Origin of the sequence: Clostridium sp., assembly GCF_047777555.1 — a bacterium.
In the GTDB taxonomy this organism is placed as follows: domain Bacteria; phylum Bacillota; class Clostridia; order Clostridiales; family Clostridiaceae; genus Clostridium_H.
Genome location: NZ_JBKEEV010000001.1, coordinates 529,436 through 554,111 on the forward strand (window position 1 = coordinate 529,436; position 24,676 = coordinate 554,111).

The window sequence follows — 24,676 nt, forward strand, 5'->3', positions numbered from 1 at the left end:
AAAAATAAGAGCCCTTGCAGGCTCTTATACATATTTTCTCATATGTTTTAATGCAGTTTTTTCCAATCTAGAAACTTGAGCTTGAGAAATTCCTATTTCATCCGCTACTTCCATTTGAGTTCTTCCTTGAAAAAACCTCATATTCAATATTAGCTTTTCTCTATCATTTAATTTTTTCATCGCTTCTTTAATCGATATGTTTTCAATCCAACTATCATCAACACTTTTGCTGTCACTTATTTGATCCATTACATATAGTGCATCTCCACCATCATGATATATAGGCTCAAATAAGGATACTGGGTCTTGTATTGCATCTAGTGCAAACACAACTTCTTCCCTTGGAATATTTAATTCATTAGCTATCTGTGATACTGTAGGCTCCTTATTTTCTCTATTTATTAATTTATCTCTTACCTGAAGAGCCTTATATGCTATATCTCTTAAAGATCTGCTTACTCTAATAGAATTATTATCCCTCAAATATCTCCTTATTTCTCCTATTATCATTGGAACTGCATAAGTAGAAAATTTGACATTTTGACCTAAATCAAAATTGTCAATTGCTTTTATAAGCCCAATACATCCCACCTGAAATAAATCATCTACATTTTCGCCTCTATTATTAAATCTCTGAATTACACTTAAAACAAGCCTTAGGTTTCCTCTTATGAATTTTTCTCTTGAAGCATTGTCACCATCCTTCATCTTTAATAATAGTTCTTTCATTTCTTTTTCTTTTAAGACTGGCAATTTTGCAGTATTTACCCCACATATCTCCACTTTGTTTATCATCATAAATATCAGCTCCCTCAGAGTAGTCGCATTTAAAGTATCTCCTTAGGAGTATTTTTTATACCATGGACAACCTATACCATTTTACTAATTTCTTTTTTTAATCTTTTTATTATTCTCTTTTCTAATCTAGAAATATATGACTGTGATATTCCTAATAAATCTGCAACTTGTTTTTGAGTTTTTTCTCCCTTTCCAGTCAATCCAAATCTTAATTTTATAATCTCTTTTTCTCTATCGCTTAATTTTTTCATAGCTATAAATAGAAGCTGCTTATCCACTTCATCTTCAATTAAATTATATACCATATCATTATCAGTACCTAAAATATCTGATAAAAGCAACTTATTGCCATCCCAATCTGTATTTAAAGGCTCATAAAAAGATATCTCAGATTTAACCTTATTATTTCTCCTTAAATACATTAGTATCTCATTTTCTATACATCTGGATGCATATGTAGCTAATTTAATCTTCTTTTCTGGATCGAAGGTATTAACTGCTTTAATAAGTCCTATAGTACCAACAGATATTAAATCTTCTACAAGAACTCCAGAGTTTTCAAATTTTCTAGCTATATATACCACTAATCTCAAATTTCTTTCAATAAGCACAGTTCTAACACTATCATCACCAGCCATAATCTGGGACACTAAATTTTCTTCCTCTTCCTTAGAAAGCGGAGGCGGCAATGCATCATTTCCACCTATAAAATATACAGTTTTAAAAAACATCTTAAACTTTGCAAGTATTCTATTAAAAAATACCTTTAATTTAACCAAAAGTCTCACCCCTCCTTAAAGAATTCCTCTAGATAATAATGCATTATAATCGCTTACTTCACTGATCATATTATTGCATAGTGCTACAATTACTTCTTTTTGTTCAACTCCATTATCACCATATATATTAATGTATTTTGGCTTGAATCCTTCTAACTTTCCGCTAAACCCATTTATAACTTTATATGGTATATAAAATTTATCCTTTGATTTTATTTCCAAGTTATTTAAAGCCTCTTTTTCTACTATCATAACGGGTAAATTTGTAGCAGGTTCTCTCAGTTCATTTCCTGTATCTAAGAAAGCTTTCACTTTTCTTACCTCACTATTAGTAACGATATCTACATCATATATTAAACTAGTCATTTCTCTTCTATCTTGAACATATACTACTATTCTATGTATGAAAATATAGATTAACATAATTGACGAAAGTAAAATCTTATACGAAACCTTATTGATAATAATATTTATATTCATACTATTATTTATTTCTATAAAAATACACAATCCGGCTAGCAGCATAGAATATAATAAGAATATTAGCACTGCCTTGAATAAAACTAATACTTTCTTCTTCCTAAATAGTATTAAAATCATAGCTATAGCCGTAATACACTTTAGTGGTATATAAAACAAATACTTACACTTGGTATATAGTGCAACTACAGCATATAAAGTTCCCAATACAGATGATATGACTAAATATCTCATTTCTGTTTTAATCTTAATCGTTTGAGATGTAATATAAAGCAAGAAAAAGTTGACTATAAAATTTTCAATAATAAATACATCTAAATATATTACCAACTCTCTTCCCCCTTTAAGAAATATTATATAACTAATATTTTCAAAATTTTGTCATTTCATATACTAAACTTTTTGTTTTATATTCCATTTATTTACAATTACTGCAAAAAAAAAAAATAAAAGGTACTGATTAGTACCTTTTAAAACTTACCTATGATGATATCTTCTTAAAAAAGCTGGAACTTCTAAATCATTTTGATCATATTCCTTTGTGGCTGCAGCTTCTTCAAAAGATTTCCTGCTTCTATCTCTTTCTTTTTCCGCTGTTCTTCCTCTATCTTCATGTCTAACAAAGGGATTATCTTTTTGTAAAGTAGGCTCTGTTGCTGCTTTTTTCGTATCTTCCATAGCTTTCTCTTCAAATCCTGTAGCAATAACTGTAATTCTTATTTCATCTTTTAAATCTTCATCAATTACAGCACCAAAAATAATATTAGCATCTGGATCTGCAGCTTCTTGAACTATTTCAGCAGCTTCATTTATTTCTAATAATCCTAAATCTGCTCCCCCTGTTACATTCAATAAAACACCAGTTGCTCCTATAATCGATGTCTCCAAAAGAGGGCTAGATATCGCTTGTTTTGCTGCTTCTTGAGCTCTGCTATCTCCTGAGCCTCTACCTACTCCCATGTGAGCAAGTCCCTTATCAATCATTATTGTTCTTACGTCTGCAAAGTCTAAATTTACAAGACCTGGAATTGTTATTAGGTCTGATATACCTTGAACACCTTGTTTCAAAACATCATCTGCATATTTAAAAGCTTCTACTAGAGAAGTCTTTTTGTCAACCATACTTAATAGTCTTTCATTAGGAATGGTAACTAAAGTATCCACTGTTTCTTTTAATTCTTTAATTCCCATTTCTGCATGAAGCATTCTTTTTCTGCCTTCAAAAGGGAAAGGCTTAGTTACAACTCCTACTGTTAGTATTCCCATAGACTTTGCAATTTCAGCAACTACAGGAGCTGCACCAGTTCCTGTACCGCCTCCCATACCAGCCGTTATAAATACCATATCTGCTCCTTTAATAGCTTGAGCAATCTCATCTTTGCTCTCTTCCGCTGCCTTTCTTCCTACCTCTGGATTCGCACCTGCCCCTAAACCCTTAGTCAATTTATCTCCTATTTGAATCTTGAGTGAAGCTTGTGAAACAGCAAGTGCTTGTTTATCGGTATTTATACCTATGAACTCTACGTTTTTAAGTCCCTCTTTTATCATTCTGTTAACAGCGTTATTACCACCGCCACCACATCCTATTACCTTTATTTGAGCAAATTGTTGAACTTCAACATCAAAATCTAGCACAATATTTACCTCCCTGCTAAAAAAACTCTGTAAAAAATTCTCTTATTTTTGATACAAAATTATCTCCGCTTTCTTTCTTTTTACTATTGTTATTTTTTGATTTCTTAACTATGTATTTTTCAACTTCTTCAACATTTTTGTCTATCCTTAACGTGCTTATTACATCTTTTATAATGCCAACTACCGTAGTATATACTGGACTTGCAGCTCCAGTATACATAGGAGATCCAATTCTCAAGGACTTGTCCAAAATCATAGAAGCAAATCCGTTAATACCTTTAAACTGTGCTAATCCACCTCCAACAATAACTACTCCTGATATATCATTATAGTAATTACTCTCCTCTAATTTTTTCTTTGCATAATATAATATTTCTTCAGATCTAGCCTCAATTATATCTTTTAATAAATTAGAATCTATATCTATGGAACTATCGTATCCTGCATTGACTTTAATTACTACATCATTATTATTTTCTCTGTTACTAGTTAGATCACCATATTTTATTTTTAGTTTTTCTGCTTCCAAAAACGGTACCTTTAAACATATTGATATATCATTTGTAATATTATCTCCTCCGAGAGGTATCATATCAGTATAGCAAAGATTTCCCCTCTTATAAATAGATACATTGGTTGTTTGCGCTCCAACATCAATAAATGCTATACCCATATTCAATTCTTCTTTTTTGGAAACAGCTTGAGCAATAGCCTGTTGTTGAAGCACTTCACCTAAAATACCTATTCCTGCCTTGTTAATACTCTTCCTCAGATTATTTATTATAGTGCTTTGCGCTGTAACTACTTGAGCATCTACTTCTAATCTCATACCACTCATTCCAATGGGCTCAATTATGTTATCATATCCATCGACTATGTATTGCTGAGGTACCACTCCAATAATTTCCTTATCAGATGGTATTGGAATTAATTTAGCTGCTTCAATAACCCTCATTACGTCATTTTCTTTTATTTCTTTATCATCAGACGATACTGCTACTATTCCCTTATTCCATATTAACTCACTTACTCCTGCTGGTAAAGTTACATAAACATCAGAAATACTTATATCTACCATTCTCTCTAAGTTTGTAATACACTCTTTAATTGACTGAGAGGTACTATCTATATCTACTACAACTGACTTTTTTAGTCCTTTGCATTTTACAGAAGTAATTCCGACTATGCGAATTTCTCCACTACTATCTACCTTCCCAACAGCACCATATACATTTGATGATCCAATATCAAGTCCTACTATATATTCGTGCATTTGGATTTCCCTCCCTTATAGAAGTCCCTTTTATGTATATATTCAACACAAAAAACTATTTCCCTTTTAATTTTAATAATTTTAATAATTTTTTATTTATATCTTAAACTTTTTCTATAAAATTTCATATTATTTAATTAAATTCCAAAATATCTTTTATAATTCAATATCATTTTAACATAAATATTTTTTTTATACTATATTTTTATTTTACAATCCTATCATTCTTTTTACCATATCCTTATCTACGGAGTAAATCAAGGCGTTCTCGTAAGATATTAATTTATTTCTATATAATTCAACTATGCTCATATCCATAGTTTTCATACCATATTTACTTCCAGTTTGAATTGATGATTGAATTTGATGAGTCTTTCCTTCTCTTATTAAATTTTGTATAGCAGAATTAGAAATCATTATTTCAAGTGCAGCTACCCTGCTTTTTTCATCGCATCTAGGTATTAATTGTTGGGAAACAATTCCTTGCAATACAGCTGATAATTGAATTTTTATTTGTTGTTGCTGATGAGGAGGGAATACATCTATTATTCTATCTATAGTTTTTGCTGCTCCTATTGTATGTAAAGTTGATAACACCAAATGACCAGTTTCAGCGGCAGTTATGGCTATGGAAATAGTCTCTAAATCTCTCATCTCTCCTACTAAAATTACATCTGGGTCTTCTCTTAAAGCTGCTCTCAATGCTGTTTTATAAGACATCGTATCTCTTCCTACTTCTCTTTGATTAATTATAGATTTATTGTGCTTATGAAGAAATTCTACTGGATCTTCTAGGGTTATTATATGCGCTGATCTTGAGTTGTTTATTTCATTTATCATTGCTGCAAGAGTAGTACTCTTACCACTTCCTGTAGGACCAGTAACTAACACAAGACCTCTTTGCTTACCAGATAATTCTTTTATAATGGCTGGCATTTTTAATTCGTTCAATGTTGGAACCTTTAAAGCTACGGCTCTTATAGCAACAGCATCACTACCTCTTTGTTTATATGCATTAACTCTGAATCTACCAACCCCAGATAGTGATAGAGAAGTATCCATCTCTCCCTCTTTATCATATTTATCAAAAAACTCACCTAGAATTTCTTTTATATATATCTTAGTGTCATTAGCTGATAGTTTTTCAGTTCCTACCCTTACCAGTTCTCCATTTATTCTGAGTATTGGTGGAGCCCCTACAGTCAAATGTAAATCCGAAGCATTCTCCTTTATTGTTTTCGATAAAAGCTCATTTAAAGATATCAATTACCTTTCCCTCCTATTATAGCAACATTTTTTGTACCAATCTTTACTATCATATCAAAAATTCGAAATTACCTGCACATATCAAATATATTTATTTTTCGTAATTATTTAGTAAAATTTTATACCTAAAAATATGTTATATTATATAATTATACATTGTGATATAAAAAATCTGGCTTTAAAGTGCCAGAATAATAATTATTTATTTTTTAGATTACCATTACTTGAATTAAACTCCTTATACATTTTCTTTAAAGCCCTTTTTTCTATTCTAGATACATAAGATCTAGATATATCTAAAAGTGCCGCTATTTCTCTTTGAGTTCTAGGCTTTCCATCTGTAAGACCATATCGCATTTTAATAATTATTTTTTCTCTATCTGTTAGGCATTTATTAATTTTATCATATAGTTTCCTGACTTGCATCCTATTTTCAACAACTTCAATTACTGAATCTTCTTCACTGCTCAAAACGTCCATAAGTGAAATCTCATTTCCTTCCTTATCAACTCCTATAGGATCTTGAAGGTATACCTCACTTTTTATCTTTTTAGTATTTCTAATCAGCATTAATATCTCATTTTCGATACACCTTGCAGCATATGTGGCAAGCCTAGTTCCTTTAGATGTATCAAAAGAATCAATAGCTTTAATAAGACCAACTGTACCTATAGAAATCAAATCATCAATGTCCTTATGAGGATATGAATATTTTTTCACAATATGAGCTACCAGTCTGAGATTTCTCTCTACTAATATACCCTTGGCTAATGAATCCCCTTCTTTAAGTCTTTTTAAATAATACTTTTCTTCCTTTTCATCTAAAGGCTGAGGAAATGAAGTACCATTGCTTACATATGCAGTTAGCAAGGTCATGTTATCAATCATATTAAGTAAGTAATTAATAAGAAACACAGGGATATCCTCCTAACAGTGCTTATTACTATAATATGACTGAAACATAAAAATTTGCATGTACACCTAAAATTTCTTTAAATAATCATAATTCTCTTCGACCACTTTTTTAAATATAGGTACAGCTGACCCTGAAGCATTTACATCTTTTCCTATATCTTGCACAAATACAACCATAGAATAGTATTTTTCATTTACCTTAAAAAATCCAGCAAACCAGCCATCATAATATTCTTTGGTTTCATCTTTCTTTTCAATTCTTGTTGATGTCCCTGTTTTCCCACCTAACTCTATATTCGCAATATAGGCTCCTTTTCCTGTACCATCCTTACTATTTACAACTTGAATCATTTGGTTTTTCATTATGTTTGCTGTACTTTCATTAAGCACTCTTTTCTTTTCCACATCAGTTTTTTCTACAATATTATTATCTTTATCAACATATCCTTCTAATATATGTGGTTTAACATAAACTCCTTTATTGACAACAATATTAGGTATACTAATTGCTTCTATAGGAGTTATTCTTGTTTTCTGACCTATATATGCTTGAAAACTATCTCCGCTGTCATCAGCAGTATCTTTAACATTTAATTCTAAATTTCCATTTTGTTCAGAATCAAATCCCAAAACTTTTTCATAAAAGCCATGTTCCTTAGAAAATTTATCTACATTTTTTATACCTACATCTTTACCTATTTGTACAAAAATATTATTAGAAGACTTTATAAAAGCTTGTTTTGGACTTTTGTCTTCTCCATCCTCATGCTCTTCAAAGATTCCTCCAAAATTCTTGTGCTTATACATATGATTTAAGGATATAGTATTAGTTTCTATTCCTGCCTCTTCTACAATAACCTTAAATATAGAACCTGCATAAAAACCATTCTGAGTGGTGGCCCCTAAATTTATATTAGGTTTACTATCATCTTTCTGTACCATAGCTCTGATTTTGCCACTATCTGCTTCCATCAAAATTACTCCTACTTGTTCATATTTATTAAAAGGTTTCGAATTAATAATATCTTTTATGTTTAGTTGAAGATTTTTATCTAAAGTAGTTCTAACATTTAAGTTTTTTTGTGGCTTGGTCAAAAATTCATTAGTTATATATCCATTAACATCCTTGCTAAAAATCTGATATGTGTACTCGTTATTTTGGGTCTTATCTGCTATTGCCATTTCAATAGAATCTTTAGATTTTTCTTTTAGTTTATTATTCTCATTTTTCCTAGTATTAGTTATAAGATTCTCTATATTCCACCACCCATCATCTCTATTGACAACTGAATATTTATATACATAAAAACCATTGACTCCTTTAATATTTTTAAGCTTGCTGTATGTATCTTCATCTATTCTCCATCTTATCTTTTCGTTTTTATTCTTCTTTAATTCGTTTTCTATATTATAATTACTATTGTAATTCTTAAGTATAATCTTTAGTGCTTCTAGTTCGTCTTTTTTAGCATAGTTATTATTTATCAAATAGGTATATGGATCTATAACTGCATAATATTCAATATTATATGTTAATAAATCTCTACCTTTGCAATCTAGCAATAAATAATTTAATTCAGAAGCTTTCTCTTTATACTGATACTGATTTTCTGCCATTGCTTCTAAATTTTTGCTGCTAAAATGCTGATAATTTACTATCCTAGAAATTAGCACTAAAAACAAATATAAAAAAGTCATAAAAACTATATAACATCTTTTCTTTATATTCTTGATAGCCATTAAAAAACACTCCTTCTGGCTAAATTATAGCCTAGAGAGGAGTGTTTTATTCTAAAATTGTTATTTATTTTCAAAAAGAACTTGTTTAATTTTTGATACCATAATATCAATTGCTACTTTATTTTGTCCACCCTCTGGTATTATAATATCTGCATACTTCTTAGTTGGCTCTATAAACTGAGTATGCATAGGCTTTACCACATTTAAATATTGTTCTACTACAGACTCTACAGTCCTGCCTCTTTCACTAATATCTCTTAATATTCTTCTTATAATTCTTACATCATCGTCTGTGTCTACATAAATCTTTATATCTAACAACTCTCTTAACTCGGGATCTTGAAGCAGCATAATTCCCTCTACGATTATTATATCCTTCGGTTCAACTTTTATTGTTTCTTTTCCTCTGTTATGCTCTTTAAAATCATAAATCGGTTTATATATCGCTTGGTCATTAAGAAGCATTTTTAAATGCTCTATCATAAGAGCTGTATCAAAGGCATTTGGATGATCATAATTAGTTTTAGTCCTTTCTTCAAATGTTAAATGGCTTTGGTCTTTATAATATGAGTCTTGCTCTATAATAGCAATACAGTCCTCGCTAAAACTTTTATAAATTTCATTAGCTACAGTACTTTTCCCGGAACCTGTTCCTCCAGTGATTCCAATTAGTATTGGTCTTCTCATATTTATTTCTCCTTAGCTTTTATAAGTATATCATTTTTCATTAAATTCTTATCTGTAATAGCGGTAAAAATCATTTGTCCTGTGCGTGCTGCATCTATATCTTTACCATTTTTATCTTTCATATTATTTAGAGTTACCTCAAAGCTATCTCCTATAGGTCTTAAAACTTCAACAGTATCTCCACCAAATACTCTATTTTTTTGCTCTATAGTTGCTGTAGAATTTTCTGTGTCATATTCTTTAACTACACCAACAATGTCATATTCTCTTATATAAGCTGAAGAATCATAGATTTGCTTATCTTTTTCTCCAAAATAAAATCCTGTAGAATATTGTCTATGACTAGGTCTATTTAAGTATTCCATCCATTTTGGATTGAATTTATATTCTTTAGGATTTTCAAAATATGCATCTACTGCCTCTCTATAAGCTTTCACTACAGACGCTACATAAAAAGTACTTTTCATTCTTCCCTCTATTTTGAAAGAGTTAATTCCTGCATCTATAAGTTCAGGTATGTGTTCTATCATACATAAATCCTTAGAGTTAAATATATAAGTTCCTCTCTCGTCTTCTTCTATTGGGAAAAATTCACCTGGTCTTTTCTCCTCTACTATATTATACTTATACCTGCAAGGCTGAGCACATTCTCCCCTATTAGAATCCCTACCTGTCATGTAGTTTGATAATAGACATCTTCCTGAATAAGCCATACACATAGATCCATGAACAAAGGCTTCTAAGTCACAAGTATTTGATAAATTTTTTCTAAGTTCTTTAATTTCTTCAAGTGATAGCTCTCTAGCTAGTACTATTCTTTTAACTCCATTCTTGTGCCAAAATTCTGCAGACTTATAATTTACATTATTAGCTTGTGTACTTAAATGTAATTCTAAATTAGGTACTACTTCTCTAGCAGTCATTATAATTCCTGGATCAGATACTATTATAGCATCTACTCCAACCTCATATAATTCTTTTAAATAATCTTCTAGTCCGGTTAAATCTTCATTATGAGCAAATATATTTACAGTTACATATACTTTTTTATTTCTACTATGTGCATACTCCAATCCTTGTTTTAGCTCATCTATATTAAAGTTATCAGAAAAGGCCCTCAGATTTAGTCTGCTTCCTCCTAAATAAACAGCATCTGCTCCAAAATCAATAGCAGTAATTAACTTTTCTAAATTTCCAGCAGGAGCTAGTATTTCTGGTTTATGCATCTGTTTCCCTCCTTGTGGTAATCGCAATACCATCTCCCATAGGTATTACTGATGTTATCAAATTTTTATCTTTAGATATCATGTCCAAATAACTTCTCATTCTCTTAACTATTGTGATCTTTCTTCTTTCAACTAAATCGTCATTAGCTACCATTCCTCTAAACAAAACATTATCAGCTATTATAATGCCTTTAGGGCTTAATAACCTCATACAATGAGGAAAAAATTCACTGTAGTGTCCTTTTCCAGCATCCATAAAAATCATGTCATACTTATCATTTAGATCAGATAGTACTTCTAAGCAATCCCCTTCCAATATATTTATTTTATCTTGAAAGTTGTATTTAATTATATTGCTTTTAGCTATATCTATCATCTTTTTATCTCTTTCAATAGTAGTAATTTCGCATTTATTATTTGATGCTATGTTCATTAGAATGGCTGAATATCCTATAGCTGTTCCTAATTCTAAAATTTTTTGTGGTTTCTGGAAGCTTACCATGAACCTCAAAAAATTACCTACTTCCTTTTGCACAATAGGTACATGCTCCTTTTCAGCAAAATCTTCTAATTCCTTTAAAATATCAACTTCTTCTTTAATTAATGTTCTTATATAATCAGTCATATAATCATGTGTTATTCCGCTCATTCAACATCCTCCAAATCATATGAGATTTAGAATATAAACTATTTAATAGTACTTTTATATCGCTTTTTAGCCTTTAAAAAATCATCATAATTATCTGTAAAATAATGCTTTTTATTGTCTTCTAAAACATAAAACATGTAGTTGGTATTATCTGGACTCAAAGCTGCTTCTATTGATAATCTTCCTGGATTACAGATAGGCCCAGGTGGCAGTCCTTTAACTTTATAAGTATTGTAAGGTGAATTTATCTTTAAATCATTATAATATAATTTTTCTTTATGTTCTCCCATAGCATACAATACTGTAGCATCTACTTCTAATCTCATATCATTTTTTAATCTATTATTTAATACAGAAGCTATCTTAGCTCTATCTTCATCAATTCTAGCTTCCTTTTCTATAATAGAAGCTAAGGTTATAATCCTAGAAATATCAGGGATTTCTTTGTGATTTTTATCTTTTATATCTTCAAGAATAGTTTCAAACTGAGCTAACATTTTATCAATTATGTCTTTGCCAGAACTTCCTCTTTTTAATTCGTAAGTATCTGGAAACAAAAATCCTTCTAGTCCATACAAAACTTTAGAATTAGCTTTTATATACTTTGGTAACTCATATTCCTTACAGCTTTTTATAAAATTTTCTTCCGTTATAATTCCACTTTCATCCAGTACCTCAGCTATATCTTCTACTGTATATCCTTCTGGTATAGTTACCTTAACTATGTTTTTAGCTTTACTTCCACTATTTAATGTTTTTACAAATTCCTCTATTGATATATCTGAATCCAAATCGTATTCCCCAGGTTTTATATTTGTATCTAGTTTTCTACCCTTTATATATATCTTAGCTATAGAACTGTTTTTTATGAGTTTTTCGCTTTTTAAATTTCTTATAACATTGAATAAGGAATCACCATCATTGACGACAACAGATATAGTACCTGTTGTCGCAATAAAAGGATGTTTAATACTTTTAACAGCATCAAATCCAAGTAAAAATAAAATTAAAGCTACTAAAACTATAAAAATCCCCTTCAGTTTTTTCATTTCGCCACCCTATAAAAATTATTATTTATTTTCTTGAGGCTCTTTTCCTTTCTGCGCTATCTAAAATCTTTTTTCTCATCCTTATATTCTTAGGAGTTACCTCAACAAGTTCATCGGAAGCAATAAATTCAATGCATTGCTCTAAGCTCATCGGAACTACAGGAACAAGTTTTAAAGCATCATCTGAACCTGAAGATCTTGTATTACTTAAATGCTTTTTCTTACATACATTTACATCTATATCTTCTGCTCTTGAGCATTCTCCAACTATCATACCTGCATAAACTGGAGTAGCTGGTGTTATAAATAGCCTTCCTCTTTCCTGAGCATTAAATAATCCATAAGTAATAGCTTCTCCTGTTTCGAAAGCTACTAATGACCCTCTTGTTCTTTCTGGAATATCTCCTTTAAAAGGCTCATATCCATCAAAAACGTGGTTCATTATACCATTTCCTCTTGTATCGGTCATAAATTCACTTCTAAATCCGATAAGTCCTCTTGCAGGTATTTTAAATTCAAGTCTTGAATATCCATTAACTGCAGACGTCATATTTATCATTTCTGCTTTTCTTGGTCCTAACTTCTCCATAACTACACCCATGAACTCTTCTGGCACATCTATAGTTAAAAATTCAATAGGTTCAAGCTTTTTGCCATTTTCCTCATGAAATATTACAGATGGTTTTGAAACTTGAAATTCATAACCTTCTCTTCTCATAGTTTCAATCAGGATTGAAAGATGTAATTCTCCTCTACCACTTACTTTAAAAGAATCTGCCGAATCAGTTTCTTCAACTTTTAAGCTTACATTAGTCTCTAATTCTTTAAAAAGTCTATCTCTTAAATGTCTTGATGTTATATATTCTCCATCTTGACCTGCAAATGGTGAATCATTAACCATAAAGTACATACTTAAAGTAGGTTCATCAATTTGTACAAATGGTAAAGCCTCTGGATTAACTGAATCAGCAATCGTTTCTCCAATATTTATATCTATTATGCCTGAGACTGCAACTATATCTCCAAGTTTAGCCTCTTCTACTTCTTCTCTTTTTAATCCATTATACACATATAAATTAGAAACTCTTACATTTCTCTTATTTCCGTTATTTTGAATTACCGCAACTTGCTGATTCTTTTGTATACTTCCTCTTTCAATCTTGCCTATGGCTATTCTTCCTACATATTCATTATAATCAATGGTTGTAACTAAAAGTTGAAGTGGTTCATTTAAATATCCTGTTGGTGCTTTTACATTCTTAATTATTGTATCAAATAGAGGCTCCATATTGTCACTTGAATCATTAAGCTCTTTTTTTGCATATCCTGATTTTGCTGATACATATACTATAGGAAAATCTAGCTGTTCATCATCAGCACCCAATTCTACAAATAAATCAAAAACTTCATCAATAACTTCATTAGGTCTTGCATTTGGCTTATCTATTTTATTTATTACAACTATAGGTTTTAAATCTAATTCTAATGCCTTTTTTAATACAAACTTAGTCTGTGGCATCGGTCCTTCATATGCATCCACAACTAAAATAACACTATCTACCATCTTTAGAACACGCTCGACCTCTCCTCCAAAATCAGCATGTCCTGGAGTATCTACTATATTTATTTTAACGCCATTATAGTATACAGCTGTATTCTTAGATAATATTGTTATACCTCTTTCCTTTTCTAAATCGTTAGAGTCCATAACCCTCTCGTCTACTTTTTCATTATCTCTAAATACATGACTCTGCTTAAGCATAGCATCTACTAATGTAGTTTTGCCATGGTCAACGTGAGCAATAATGGCTATGTTTCTTATGTCGTTTCTTGTAAATAAACTCATTATATTTCCTCCAAACTTTCTATGTTCCTATTATTTGTAACTTATATTATTTATAGTTTATAAAAAAATTGGATACTTCTTAGTATCCAATTTTACATTTAACATATCTATTCTAATGCTATATAATAAAAAAGTCAACAATTGTATATTTTTATCCTTATTTACTGTATTTTATACTTCCATAATTATTGGAAGTATCATAGGCTTTCTTTTTGTTTTTTCGTATAAAAACATTCTTAAAACTTCTTTTACTTTAGATTTTATAACAGCCCATTCAGTAGTATGCTTTTCTTCACATTCTCTCAAGGCATCTCTTACTATAACTCTGGCCTCTTCCATTAAATCTTCAGATTCTCTTACATAAACAAAACCTCTTGAAATTATGTCTGGCCCTGCTATAACTTTTCCATCCTCTTTAGCAATGGTTACAACTACTGTCAAAATTCCATCTTGAGATAAATGTTTTCTATCTCTTAATACTATATTTCCTACATCCCCAACTCCTAATCCATCTACGAAAACTTGGCCTGAGACAACACTTCCAGTCTTTTTAATATTGTCTTTGCTTACTTCTATAACTTCCCCATTTTCACATATAACTATATTACTTTCAGGCATTCCAAGTTTCATTGCAAGTTCTGAATGTTGTTTTAACATTCTATACTCTCCATGTACTGGTATAAAAAACTTAGGTTTTACTAATGTATGCATCAATTTTAACTCTTCTTGACAAGCATGACCTGAAACATGCACATCTGCTAGAGCTTCATATATAACATTTGCACCTTGCTTAAATAGTTGATTTATAACTTTAGAAACTAGCTTCTCATTCCCTGGTATAGGACTTGCCGAAATGATAACCATATCTCCTTGTACTATATTTACTTTCTTATGGTCTGAAGAAGCCATTCTTGAAAGCGCTGACATAGGTTCTCCTTGGCTTCCTGTTGTTATTATAGTTATCTTGTCATTAGGATATTTTTTAACATCATCTATACTAATGAGATTACCTTCCTCACACTGTAAATATCCAAGTTCTAGAGCTACAGCCACTATATTTTCCATACTTCTTCCAGATACAGCAACCTTTCTTCCAAACTTAGACGATGCTGTAATTATCTGTTGAATTCTATGAACATTTGATGCAAATGTTGCAACAATTATTCTTCCATCAGCCTTCGCAAAAATATTTTCGAAAGTTTCACCTACTGTTCTTTCCGACATTGTGTATCCTGGTCTCTCTACATTAGTGCTATCAGCTAGCATTGCTATAACTCCTTTTTTGCCAAGCTCTGCAAACCTTGCTAAATCCGCTACCTGACCATCTATAGGAGTATAATCAATTTTAAAATCACCTGTATGTAGTATTATTCCTATTGGAGTATGAATTGCTATTGCCGTTGAATCTGCAATACTGTGGCTAGTCCTTATAAATTCTACAGACATATTATCAAGTTTTATAACATCTTTAGGTTGTACACGACATAAGGTTGATGAACTTAATAATCCACTTTCTTTCAATCTCGTTTCTACCATTCCAACTGTAAGTTTAGTTCCATATACAGGTACATTTATTTCTCTAAGAACATATGGTAAAGCACCAATATGATCTTCATGACCGTGAGTTAGGAATATTCCCTTGACTTTATCTTTATTCTTTAGTAGATAACCTGTGTCTGGTATTACAACATCTATTCCCAACATTTCATCATCAGGAAACTTAAGTCCACAATCTACTACTATAATTTCATTTTTATATTCAAATACGGTCATGTTCATCCCGACTTCATTCAATCCACCCAATGGTATAATTTTAATTTTATCTTTTTCTTTTTTCAATGTCTCCCCTCCTTTTGATAAATGATTAATATTTATAAATATACATAATTATTATTTAGCTTTTAAACATTCTTCACAAATTCCTAAAAATTTAACACTATGATTTTCAATTTTGAACTTATATTGGTTTTCAACATTTTTTTCAATTGCATCTAACAAGTCTTCTTCCACTTCAATTACTTTACCACATTTTCTACATATCAAATGATGATGCTGATGCACCTCATCTTCATCAATTAACTCATATCTATTACATCCATCGTCCAAATTTAACTTACTTAATAAACCAATTTCTTCTAAAAGTTGTATGGTTCTATATACTGTTGCTAATCCAATCTCAGGGCATTCCTTTTTCACAAGGTCATATAATTCTTCTGCAGTAAGGTGTTTACCTCTGTTTTCTATAACCATATTTACTACTGCTCTGCGCTGCGGAGTCAATTTATACCCTTTTAGCTTTAATTGTTCCTTTAATTTTTCAACCTGTATTGGAGATGTTTTAGACATTATAATACCTCGTTTCCCTAATAAACACATATCTACTTTTATTTGCTAATCTATTAGCTTACAATCAGTTTAATACTAAATTGTTTTTTTGTCAATTGATAATCATTACTGCTAGTTAATAATATGCTTAATTTAACCTATCATCTTCTAAACTTAGAGTTTCATAAGCTTCCTGTACCATTTCAAATTCATTGTCATCTTCTATGGTAACAAACAAACTTTCTCCATTTTCATTTTTATCTATCCTAAATGCAATTGCATCTGCTTCCTCATCATCTACCGGTGCAACAATTACATATTCTTTGTCTTCTATATCAAATTTCATTATGAGTTCAAATTCAACTTCATCTCCATTTTCATCTTTTAGTACTATTGTATTAAAATCATTTTCCATATTTGTATTCTCCTTTTCACATATAATTTTTATATATAATTCTGTTCATGTTAAATGCTATCTAAATATCCTTGCAAAATATATGTCGCTGCCATTTTATCAACTATTTTCTTTCTTTTCGCTCTAGATAAATTAGCTTCCAACATAGCTCTCTCAGCAGCAGCTGTTGTAAGTCTTTCATCCCACATTTTAATTGGAATCTCTACCTTGTCTTTAAGAATATTACAAAATTCTAACACTTTTTGTCCTTGCTCTCCGACCGTACCATTCATGTTTTTAGGAAGTCCACAAACTATAGTTTCTACACTATATTCTGCACAAATTTTCTTTAACTCCGCTATATCATCATCTTCTTTCTTTCTGTTGATGGTCGTAATTCCTTGCGCAGTAAGGCCTAATGGATCGCTAACTGCTACTCCTATAGTTCTATCTCCTACGTCTAATCCTAGTATCCTCATAAAGATTCTCCTTAAATTTATTATGTGTAATCTTAAAATAAAGATGCCCATAAGGGCATCTTTATTTAATTGACAAATAAGCTTTTAGAACTTCTTCAAGAATTTCATCTCTTTCTAATTTTCTTAACAAAGCTCTCGCACCATTATAGTTTGTTATATAAGTAGGATCTCCTGAAATTAAATATCCAACCAACTGGTTAATAGGATTATATCCTTTTTCCTTTAAAGCATCATTAACTTCAGTTAATATTTTTCTAGTGAGTTCCTTCTTATTTTTTTGTATATCAAACTGCATAGTATCTTCATTAATGCTCATACTTGTCTCACCCCTTCTTTAAAGACATGCCGCACCAATACATTAACTTATTTAAATTTATTATAACCCAAAATCAATAAAAAGTATACTATTTTACTAATTTTTCCATAACTTTATCTACTTCTTTTATTGCTTCATCTACTTTTTCAGGAAGCTTTCCTCCAGCTTGCGCCATATCAGGTCTTCCACCACCGCCGCCGCCAGCTATTACTGATATTTCTTTTACTATTTTTCCACAATGAACTCCCTTAGAAAGTGTATCTTTAGTAGCCATTGCTAAGAATTGTACCTTGTTATTATTTGTACTTCCAAGAACAACTACTCCACTGCCCATTTTATTTTTTATCTTATCTCCAAGATTTCTAAGAGCTTCTCCATCAATATCTTTTAAAACTCCAACAGCATACTTTACTCCATTTATTTCCTTAACATTGCTTAATATTTCATCCTCTGCTCCACTAGCAAGTTTTGATTTTAGCCCTGCTATTTCCTTATCCTTTTCTTTTATTTCGTTAGCTTGCTGATTTAATTTTGTTATTATGTCTTTTTCTGAACATTTTAGTACTTCAGAAATCTCCTTTAGCAATTTCATTTTGCTTTCTATCAATTCTAAAGCTTTAGCTCCTGTTACAGCTTCAATTCTTCTTATTCCAGCCGCTATACCGCTTTCTGATACTATCTTAAATAATCCTATTTTTCCTACATTGCTAGTATGAGTTCCTCCACATAGTTCTATGCTAAAGTCTCCAACACTAACTACTCTTACCTTATCTCCATATTTTTCATCAAATAAAGCCATAGCACCAGAATTTCTAGCCTCATCTAAAGTCATCTCTTCTGTGCTCACATTATGCAATTCTAAGATTTCTTTATTTACTAGATCCTCTATATTCTTTAATTCCTCTTCAGTTACAGCTGCAAAATGTGTAAAGTCAAATCTTAGCCTTTCATCATCTACAAGAGAACCTGATTGATGTACATGATCTCCTAATACCCTACGCAATGCTGCATGTAATAAATGAGTAGCACTATGATTATTAGCAATTTTTTGTCTTCTCTCTTTATCAACCTTTAAAGTTACTTCTGTATTTAAATTCACACTGCCTTTAACTACTTCTACAAAGTGAACTGTTTTTCCTCCTATATTCTTTTTACAATCTTCTACTTTAGCAGTAAAATTATCAGTAAAAATTATACCCTTATCTCCTGCTTGACCTCCCATTTCTGCATAGAAAGGAGTTTCTTCTGTAACTATTATTCCTTTTGTTCCTTCTTCTATAGAATTCACAAATGCATCATCTTTTATAAGAACTTTTATATTTGACTTTAATTCTAAAGTATCATATCCTTTAAATCTTGTTTCTATTTCAGAAGGTATTGTATCAATTATTTTTATGTCTGTTCCCATATAAGTACTTTCTTCTCTGGCAGCTCTAGCCCTTTCTCTTTGGATTTTCATTTCTTCATTAAATCCATCAATATCAATAGCTATTTCCTTTTCTTCTAATATCTCTTGAGTAAGTTCAACTGGAAAACCATAAGTATCATATAACTTAAATACCTTATCTCCAGCTAAAACTTTTTGATTGCTTTTATGAATTTCTTCTATATATTCTTTTAATATTTCCATTCCAGCATCTATAGTTTCACTAAATCTTTCTTCTTCAATAGAAATAACCTTTTTAATATAGTCGATTTTTTCTTTTAATTCTGGGTAAGCTTCTCCTGAATTTTCAACAACTGTATCTACTATTTTATGTAGGAATATATCTTCTATTCCAAGCAACCTTCCGTGTCTTGCAGCCCTTCTTAATAATCTTCTTAAAACATATCCTCTTCCTTCATTAGAAGGTAGTATTCCATCACTTATCATAAAGCTTATACTTCTTACATGGTCTGTTATTATTCTTAAGGATACATCTTTAGATTTATTTTCTCCATACTTAATTCCACATAGTTCTGAGACTTTTTCTAGTATACTTTTTATGGTATCCACTTCAAATATAGTATCTACTCCTTGCATAATAGTAGCCATTCTTTCGAGTCCCATACCTGTGTCAATATTAGGGAAAGCCAATCTATTGTAATTTCCATCTTCATCTTTATCAAATTGAGTAAATACTAAGTTCCAAAATTCAACTGCTCTATCATTATCAGATTTTTCTATAAAATCCTCTACAGACACAATCTCTCCTGCATCTTTATAATAGTGTATTTCAGAACAAGGTCCACAAGGTCCTACTCCATGCTCCCAAAAATTATCTTCTTTTCCTAATCTAAATATGTGTTTAGGATTAACATCTGTTTTAGATGTCCATATTTCATAAGCCTCATCATCTTCTAAATAAATAGTTACATAAAGTCTGTCCTTAGGTATTTGTAAAACTTCAGTTACATATTCCCAAGCCCATGGAATTACTTCATTTTTAAAATAGTCTCCAAATGAAAAGTTTCCTAGCATTTCAAAGAAAGTAGCATGTCTAGATGTTTTTCCTACATTCTCAATATCCCCTGTCCTTACACATTTTTGACAAGTAGTAACTCTTTTATTTGGTGGTGTTTGTAGACCTGTAAAATATGGTTTCAACGGAGCCATACCTGCGTTTATAAGCAAAAGACTTTTATCATTTTTAGGCACTAGTGAAAAGCTTGGAAGTCTTAGATGACTTTTGCTTTCAAAAAATTTTAAATACGATTCTCTGATTTCATTCAATCCCATTTTTTCCATTTTTATTTACCTCCATTTACTTTTGTTATTTATGTAGAATATTAAACAAAAAAACCTTCAATCCCAACATAAGGGACGAAAGTTTCCGCGGTACCACCCTACTTATATAAACACATAGTCATATTTTGCTATGTATTAAATATCTCTTAAAATTTATAGCTCCTAGACAGCTTCAATACCTATATCAAGAAGTTTTCACCAACCACTTCCTCTCTTTATGATATTACAGTCTTTACTCCTTCTAATCATCGCATTATAATATAAAATTTTTAATAAAAGACATTTTGATTATATGAAAAAATGCTATTTATGTCAATACAGTACAAAAACATGAATTGAGTAGTTAAAATAAATAATAATTTAAATCTTCATATATTACTTTTATTATCACTCCTATAGGTACAGCTAATATCATACCTAAAAATCCTCCGATTTCACCTCCTAGAAGAAGTATTATTATTACTCCTAAGGGATGCATACTAACACTATCTCCTGTTATCTTAGGCGAAATGATATTACCCTCTAATAATTGAATAAGATATAGCCAAAGTAGCGTATATAACCCCAACTTAGGCGATTCTATAAGAGCAACAATTACAGCTGGTATCATACCAATAATTGGGCCAAAATAAGGTATTATATTAAATGCTCCGTTTAATATAGAAAGAATTAAAGGAAATCTGACTTTTAATATAAGCAGCACAACGAAAGTTAATATTCCCACCAAAAGGCACAGCATAAATTGCCCTATAATATACCTTCCTAGAATCTTATCTATGTCTTTATTTATTCTTTTAATTATATTTCTAGCTTTTATAGGGCATAAGAGCAATACTTTGCTTTCTATATATTCACTATCACAAAGAAAATAGTACGTTATTATTGGCACTACTACAAATGCTAATGCATTTTCTCCTAAGTTTGCCGTAGATTCTATCATGTTATCAAATACTTTAATCAAATATTTATTTAATTTCGTATATACAGTATTTAAAATTCCATAAACTATCTTATTATTTCTTAATAGCCTTAATTTCATCTGAAAACTTGCCACATATTCTTCAAATTCCTCCAAACTCTCTGCAAAACTTAGACCTTCTTTAAATATAGATGGTATTAAAACTATAAAAATTAGAAGAACACATAATAGGACTCCTATTATTAGCATAAGAGCTGCTCCCTTAGAATTTATACCTTTTTTTATTAATAGAGAATACATAGGCTTCAAGGTATATGCTATTATAAACGAGAACACAATCAAAACTAGTATTTCCTTTATAGCCTCTATTCTTAAAATAAAAATAATACAGATTATAGCTATTAAACTAAATAGTATTATCGTTAATGACTTATTTTTTAGTATATTATTCATTACTATCTACTTCCAGTAATTCATGAGGTACAGTCCTAAAAAACATATTACTACCTTCTTTAAAATATAATATATTTTTATTTCCAAGGATAAGTTCTTTTATAAGGTATATTTGCTTTCCATATATAAGATTTCTAATAAATCCAGTTGAAACTATAATACCATTTATTTTAAAATCCTCATTATTAAAAATAATATCTTCTACCATTCCAATTATGTCACCTTTATTATTTACTACATCCATACCTTTAAAATCTGAAAGCTTTAGCTCTTCTTCCTCACTAATTTTACTAATTACCATATTATTATTAAAGCTTATAATGTTCTCTTTTTTAACAATATAATTCTTTTTTAATAATCTTGTAGATGAAATAGAAAATCCAGTTATATAACCTTTATTGAAATTAATTAATATATCCTTAATGAATCCAACCTTTTTACCGTTTATGTCAACAACTTCCATTAAAATAAAGTCCTTACTTCTATACATTTAGAAAACTCCTTCATATTTTATATCACTTAAAACTAAATCTTTATACATGCCTATCTTTCCCACATAATCCAAAAAATATTCAAAAGTGCTGAATAACTTATATACGTTATCCAGCACTTTAATCTTCATCTTTTATTTAGTTTCCATGAACATGTTCATGAATATGTTCGGAATGGCTTTTAGTTTCCCAAGGCTCAAGCCCTTGTTTAATTCTATAATCATTTATAGCCTTGTGTATTGCTTCCTCAGCTAGTACTGAGCAATGCATTTTTATTGGTGGAAGGCCATCTAAAGCCTCTGCTACAGCCTTATTTGTTAAATTCCAAGCTTCCTCAACAGTTTTTCCCTTTACTAATTCTGTTGCCATACTTGAAGATGCTATAGCAGAACCACACCCAAATGTCTTAAACTTTATATCTTTAACTATATTATCTTCAATCTTTAAATATATCTTCATAATATCTCCACACTGTGGATTTCCAACTTCTCCAATACCATTTGCGTCTTCAATTTCTCCAACATTTCTTGGATTTCTGAAATGATCCATTACTTTTTCGCTATACATATTATCTTTCTCCTTTCTTTTTTAAGAATTCTTCCCAATATGGAGACATTTCTCTTCTTCTTTCTATTACCTTAGGAAGTTCTCTTATAACATATTCTACTTCTTCTTCAGTTGTTTTCTCGCCTAAAGACAATCTTAAAGAACCGTGTGCTACACCGTGATCTAATCCTATAGCAAGTAATACATGAGAAGGTTCTAAGTCTCCTGATGCACACGCACTTCCTGTTGAAGCACATATTCCTTTGTCATCTAGATCTAATAATAAGGTTTCTCCTTCTATACCTATAAAACTCATATTCACATTACTTGGAAGCCTCTTATCTCCAGTTGGTCCATTTAATTTTGTATATGGTATTTTTTCTGTAAGTTCTTTTATTAATTTATCTCTAAGAGCAGATATTCTTTTTCCTTCTTTATCCATATTTGAAATTGCAAGTTCAATAGCTTTACCCATACCAACTATTCCAGGTACATTTTCTGTACTTCCCCTCTTGCTTCTTTCTTGGCCGCCGCCGTGTATTAAGTTCTCAATTCTAACTCCGCGTCTTATATAAAGAGCTCCCACTCCTTTAGGCCCGTGGAATTTATGACCTGCCATAGAAAGCAAATCTATATTCATTTCCTTCACATCTATAGACACATGACCTACTGCTTGAACAGCATCTGTATGGAATAACACTTTCTTTTCTTTACAAACAGCTCCTATTTCTTTTATAGGTTGTATTGTACCAATTTCATTATTAGCAAACATTATAGAAACTAGTATAGTTTTATCTGTAATAGCTGCTCTAACATCTTCAGGATTTACAAATCCATACTCATCTACAGGTAAATAAGTTACCTCAAACCCATTTCTTTCTAAGAACTTGCATGTATTAATAATAGCATGATGTTCTATAGCTGAAGTAATTATGTGATTTCCTTTATCCTTTTTAGCAAAAGCTATTCCTTTGATAGCCCAGTTATCAGCTTCTGAACCACCACTTGTAAAGTATATTTCGCTAGCATCAGCATTTATTGCTTTTGCTACTCTTTCTCTTGCCATACTGATTGCTTTTTTATTATTATCTGCAAGGGTGTAAAGAGAAGATGGGTTGCCAAAGCTTGCAGTAAAATAAGGAAGCATTTCCTCTAGAACTTCAGGCTTTGTATATGTAGTTGCTGAATAATCCATATAAATTTTGTTATTCATGATTTTCACTCCTTTTCGTTATCATGTTATTATAATCATCTGCCATATCCTGCAATGTAATAGAGCTTGTTACATCGTCTATACTTTTTCTTATCTTTTCCCACAAAAGCCTAGTTGGACAAATATCCATATTATCGCATTCAGCTTTATCTAGACAAGATGATATTTCTATAGGTCCTTCTAATACATTTATTATATCTGCAACAGTAATATCTTTTGGAGGTCTACTTAAAATATATCCTCCTTGCGCCCCTCTTATACTTTTTATAAGTTTTGCTCTTCTAAGCGGCGCGAAAAGTTGTTCTAGGTAAAACTCTGATAGATTTTGTCTCTCCGCTATACTTTTTATAGAAACAGGATTCCCGCCATATCGTATTGCTAAATCAACCATAGCTTTGACCCCATATCTTCCTTTTGTAGATAACTTCATTTAATCACTCCTTAATCCCGAGTGTTTTACTTTTATTTC

At 30.7% G+C, this 24,676-nt stretch carries 24 protein-coding genes and 1 other annotated feature; all 24 genes read right to left on the reverse strand.

The window, feature by feature from the left end:
• Window positions 1-24: 24 nt before the first annotated feature.
• The 24 genes from sigG to ACFWTK_RS02770 all read right to left on the reverse strand — a co-directional run bounded on the left by sigG (window position 25) and on the right by ACFWTK_RS02770 (window position 24,637).
• The gene (sigG, locus tag ACFWTK_RS02655; RefSeq protein ID WP_415874582.1) at window positions 25-798 is read right to left on the reverse strand and encodes an RNA polymerase sporulation sigma factor SigG; all 774 of its coding nucleotides are present in this window, start codon (window positions 796-798) and stop codon (window positions 25-27) included.
• Between the two features lie 71 nt (window positions 799-869).
• Window positions 870-1,577, reverse strand: coding sequence for an RNA polymerase sporulation sigma factor SigE (gene sigE / locus ACFWTK_RS02660; protein ID WP_415874583.1), 708 nt, complete (start codon window positions 1,575-1,577; stop codon window positions 870-872).
• Between the two features lie 15 nt (window positions 1,578-1,592).
• A complete protein-coding gene (gene spoIIGA / locus ACFWTK_RS02665) occupies window positions 1,593-2,387 on the reverse strand; it encodes a sigma-E processing peptidase SpoIIGA (protein ID WP_415874584.1) in 795 nt (264 codons plus the stop codon).
• Window positions 2,388-2,534: 147 nt separating this feature from the next.
• Window positions 2,535-3,692, reverse strand: a complete 1,158-nt coding sequence (ftsZ, locus tag ACFWTK_RS02670; RefSeq protein ID WP_415874585.1) for a cell division protein FtsZ — start codon at window positions 3,690-3,692, stop codon at window positions 2,535-2,537.
• Between the two features lie 16 nt (window positions 3,693-3,708).
• Complete coding sequence (ftsA, locus tag ACFWTK_RS02675) at window positions 3,709-4,965, reverse strand: cell division protein FtsA (protein ID WP_415874586.1); 1,257 nt, start codon at window positions 4,963-4,965, stop codon at window positions 3,709-3,711.
• A gap of 210 nt (window positions 4,966-5,175) precedes the next feature.
• Window positions 5,176-6,231, reverse strand: a complete 1,056-nt coding sequence (locus tag ACFWTK_RS02680) for a type IV pilus twitching motility protein PilT (protein WP_415874587.1) — start codon at window positions 6,229-6,231, stop codon at window positions 5,176-5,178.
• Window positions 6,232-6,429: 198 nt separating this feature from the next.
• A complete protein-coding gene (sigK, locus tag ACFWTK_RS02685) occupies window positions 6,430-7,146 on the reverse strand; it encodes an RNA polymerase sporulation sigma factor SigK (RefSeq protein ID WP_415874588.1) in 717 nt (238 codons plus the stop codon).
• Window positions 7,147-7,212: 66 nt separating this feature from the next.
• The gene (locus ACFWTK_RS02690) at window positions 7,213-8,886 is read right to left on the reverse strand and encodes a penicillin-binding transpeptidase domain-containing protein (protein WP_415874589.1); all 1,674 of its coding nucleotides are present in this window, start codon (window positions 8,884-8,886) and stop codon (window positions 7,213-7,215) included.
• A gap of 60 nt (window positions 8,887-8,946) precedes the next feature.
• Window positions 8,947-9,573 carry a uridine kinase gene (gene udk / locus ACFWTK_RS02695; protein WP_415874590.1) on the reverse strand — a complete coding sequence of 209 codons (627 nt, stop codon included), beginning with the start codon at window positions 9,571-9,573 and terminating at the stop codon, window positions 8,947-8,949.
• Window positions 9,574-9,575: 2 nt separating this feature from the next.
• Window positions 9,576-10,799, reverse strand: coding sequence for a peptidase U32 family protein (locus ACFWTK_RS02700; protein ID WP_415874591.1), 1,224 nt, complete (start codon window positions 10,797-10,799; stop codon window positions 9,576-9,578).
• Window positions 10,792-11,448: an O-methyltransferase gene (locus tag ACFWTK_RS02705; protein ID WP_415874592.1), complete on the reverse strand. Its 657-nt coding sequence runs from the start codon at window positions 11,446-11,448 to the stop codon at window positions 10,792-10,794. The genes ACFWTK_RS02700 and ACFWTK_RS02705 overlap by 8 nt, the downstream gene beginning before the upstream one ends.
• A gap of 38 nt (window positions 11,449-11,486) precedes the next feature.
• On the reverse strand, window positions 11,487-12,497 hold the full coding sequence (gene mltG / locus ACFWTK_RS02710) for an endolytic transglycosylase MltG (RefSeq protein WP_415874593.1): 1,011 nt from the start codon (window positions 12,495-12,497) through the stop codon (window positions 11,487-11,489).
• A gap of 25 nt (window positions 12,498-12,522) precedes the next feature.
• Entirely contained in the window at window positions 12,523-14,343 is a 1,821-nt protein-coding gene (typA, locus tag ACFWTK_RS02715) for a translational GTPase TypA (RefSeq protein WP_415874594.1), read from the reverse strand.
• 171 nt (window positions 14,344-14,514) lie between these two features.
• Complete coding sequence (locus ACFWTK_RS02720) at window positions 14,515-16,182, reverse strand: ribonuclease J (protein ID WP_415874595.1); 1,668 nt, start codon at window positions 16,180-16,182, stop codon at window positions 14,515-14,517.
• A gap of 51 nt (window positions 16,183-16,233) precedes the next feature.
• Window positions 16,234-16,689 carry a Fur family transcriptional regulator gene (locus tag ACFWTK_RS02725; RefSeq protein ID WP_415874596.1) on the reverse strand — a complete coding sequence of 152 codons (456 nt, stop codon included), beginning with the start codon at window positions 16,687-16,689 and terminating at the stop codon, window positions 16,234-16,236.
• 127 nt (window positions 16,690-16,816) lie between these two features.
• Window positions 16,817-17,083 (reverse strand): DUF1292 domain-containing protein, encoded by a 267-nt coding sequence (locus ACFWTK_RS02730; RefSeq protein WP_415874597.1) that lies wholly within the window; start codon window positions 17,081-17,083, stop codon window positions 16,817-16,819.
• A gap of 50 nt (window positions 17,084-17,133) precedes the next feature.
• Window positions 17,134-17,541, reverse strand: a complete 408-nt coding sequence (gene ruvX, locus ACFWTK_RS02735; protein WP_415874598.1) for a Holliday junction resolvase RuvX — start codon at window positions 17,539-17,541, stop codon at window positions 17,134-17,136.
• A 61-nt stretch (window positions 17,542-17,602) separates the two neighbouring features.
• Entirely contained in the window at window positions 17,603-17,857 is a 255-nt protein-coding gene (locus ACFWTK_RS02740; protein ID WP_415874599.1) for an IreB family regulatory phosphoprotein, read from the reverse strand.
• An 88-nt stretch (window positions 17,858-17,945) separates the two neighbouring features.
• Window positions 17,946-20,585 carry an alanine--tRNA ligase gene (gene alaS / locus ACFWTK_RS02745; protein ID WP_415874600.1) on the reverse strand — a complete coding sequence of 880 codons (2,640 nt, stop codon included), beginning with the start codon at window positions 20,583-20,585 and terminating at the stop codon, window positions 17,946-17,948.
• A 68-nt stretch (window positions 20,586-20,653) separates the two neighbouring features.
• Window positions 20,654-20,843 (reverse strand) — a binding site (T-box leader).
• Window positions 20,844-20,928: 85 nt separating this feature from the next.
• Window positions 20,929-21,957 (reverse strand): AI-2E family transporter, encoded by a 1,029-nt coding sequence (locus ACFWTK_RS02750; RefSeq protein WP_415874601.1) that lies wholly within the window; start codon window positions 21,955-21,957, stop codon window positions 20,929-20,931.
• Window positions 21,950-22,447: a PRC-barrel domain-containing protein gene (locus ACFWTK_RS02755; RefSeq protein WP_415874602.1), complete on the reverse strand. Its 498-nt coding sequence runs from the start codon at window positions 22,445-22,447 to the stop codon at window positions 21,950-21,952. The genes ACFWTK_RS02750 and ACFWTK_RS02755 overlap by 8 nt, the downstream gene beginning before the upstream one ends.
• A gap of 139 nt (window positions 22,448-22,586) precedes the next feature.
• Window positions 22,587-23,015 carry a Fe-S cluster assembly scaffold protein NifU gene (gene nifU / locus ACFWTK_RS02760; protein WP_415874603.1) on the reverse strand — a complete coding sequence of 143 codons (429 nt, stop codon included), beginning with the start codon at window positions 23,013-23,015 and terminating at the stop codon, window positions 22,587-22,589.
• Window position 23,016: 1 nt separating this feature from the next.
• Window positions 23,017-24,207 carry a cysteine desulfurase NifS gene (gene nifS, locus ACFWTK_RS02765; RefSeq protein ID WP_415874604.1) on the reverse strand — a complete coding sequence of 397 codons (1,191 nt, stop codon included), beginning with the start codon at window positions 24,205-24,207 and terminating at the stop codon, window positions 23,017-23,019.
• Window positions 24,200-24,637: an RrF2 family transcriptional regulator gene (locus ACFWTK_RS02770; protein ID WP_415874605.1), complete on the reverse strand. Its 438-nt coding sequence runs from the start codon at window positions 24,635-24,637 to the stop codon at window positions 24,200-24,202. Before ACFWTK_RS02770 ends, nifS begins: the two co-directional genes overlap by 8 nt.
• Window positions 24,638-24,676: the final 39 nt, after the last annotated feature.

What these genes read in the sequence shown, in the direction of transcription:
- sigG (WP_415874582.1), bottom strand. Translation starts at nt 798, where the DNA reads ATGATGATAAACAAAGTGGAGATATGTGGGGTAAATACTGCAAAATTG.
- ftsA (WP_415874586.1), bottom strand. Translation starts at nt 4,965, where the DNA reads ATGCACGAATATATAGTAGGACTTGATATTGGATCATCAAATGTATAT.
- ACFWTK_RS02690 (WP_415874589.1), bottom strand. Translation starts at nt 8,886, where the DNA reads ATGGCTATCAAGAATATAAAGAAAAGATGTTATATAGTTTTTATGACT.
- udk (WP_415874590.1), bottom strand. Translation starts at nt 9,573, where the DNA reads ATGAGAAGACCAATACTAATTGGAATCACTGGAGGAACAGGTTCCGGG.
- ACFWTK_RS02700 (WP_415874591.1), bottom strand. Translation starts at nt 10,799, where the DNA reads ATGCATAAACCAGAAATACTAGCTCCTGCTGGAAATTTAGAAAAGTTA.
- ACFWTK_RS02705 (WP_415874592.1), bottom strand. Translation starts at nt 11,448, where the DNA reads ATGAGCGGAATAACACATGATTATATGACTGATTATATAAGAACATTA.
- mltG (WP_415874593.1), bottom strand. Translation starts at nt 12,497, where the DNA reads ATGAAAAAACTGAAGGGGATTTTTATAGTTTTAGTAGCTTTAATTTTA.
- typA (WP_415874594.1), bottom strand. Translation starts at nt 14,343, where the DNA reads ATGAGTTTATTTACAAGAAACGACATAAGAAACATAGCCATTATTGCT.
- ACFWTK_RS02725 (WP_415874596.1), bottom strand. Translation starts at nt 16,689, where the DNA reads ATGTCTAAAACATCTCCAATACAGGTTGAAAAATTAAAGGAACAATTA.
- ACFWTK_RS02730 (WP_415874597.1), bottom strand. Translation starts at nt 17,083, where the DNA reads ATGGAAAATGATTTTAATACAATAGTACTAAAAGATGAAAATGGAGAT.
- ruvX (WP_415874598.1), bottom strand. Translation starts at nt 17,541, where the DNA reads ATGAGGATACTAGGATTAGACGTAGGAGATAGAACTATAGGAGTAGCA.
- ACFWTK_RS02740 (WP_415874599.1), bottom strand. Translation starts at nt 17,857, where the DNA reads ATGAGCATTAATGAAGATACTATGCAGTTTGATATACAAAAAAATAAG.
- alaS (WP_415874600.1), bottom strand. Translation starts at nt 20,585, where the DNA reads ATGGAAAAAATGGGATTGAATGAAATCAGAGAATCGTATTTAAAATTT.
- ACFWTK_RS02750 (WP_415874601.1), bottom strand. Translation starts at nt 21,957, where the DNA reads ATGAATAATATACTAAAAAATAAGTCATTAACGATAATACTATTTAGT.
- ACFWTK_RS02755 (WP_415874602.1), bottom strand. Translation starts at nt 22,447, where the DNA reads ATGTATAGAAGTAAGGACTTTATTTTAATGGAAGTTGTTGACATAAAC.
- nifU (WP_415874603.1), bottom strand. Translation starts at nt 23,015, where the DNA reads ATGTATAGCGAAAAAGTAATGGATCATTTCAGAAATCCAAGAAATGTT.
- nifS (WP_415874604.1), bottom strand. Translation starts at nt 24,207, where the DNA reads ATGAATAACAAAATTTATATGGATTATTCAGCAACTACATATACAAAG.
- ACFWTK_RS02770 (WP_415874605.1), bottom strand. Translation starts at nt 24,637, where the DNA reads ATGAAGTTATCTACAAAAGGAAGATATGGGGTCAAAGCTATGGTTGAT.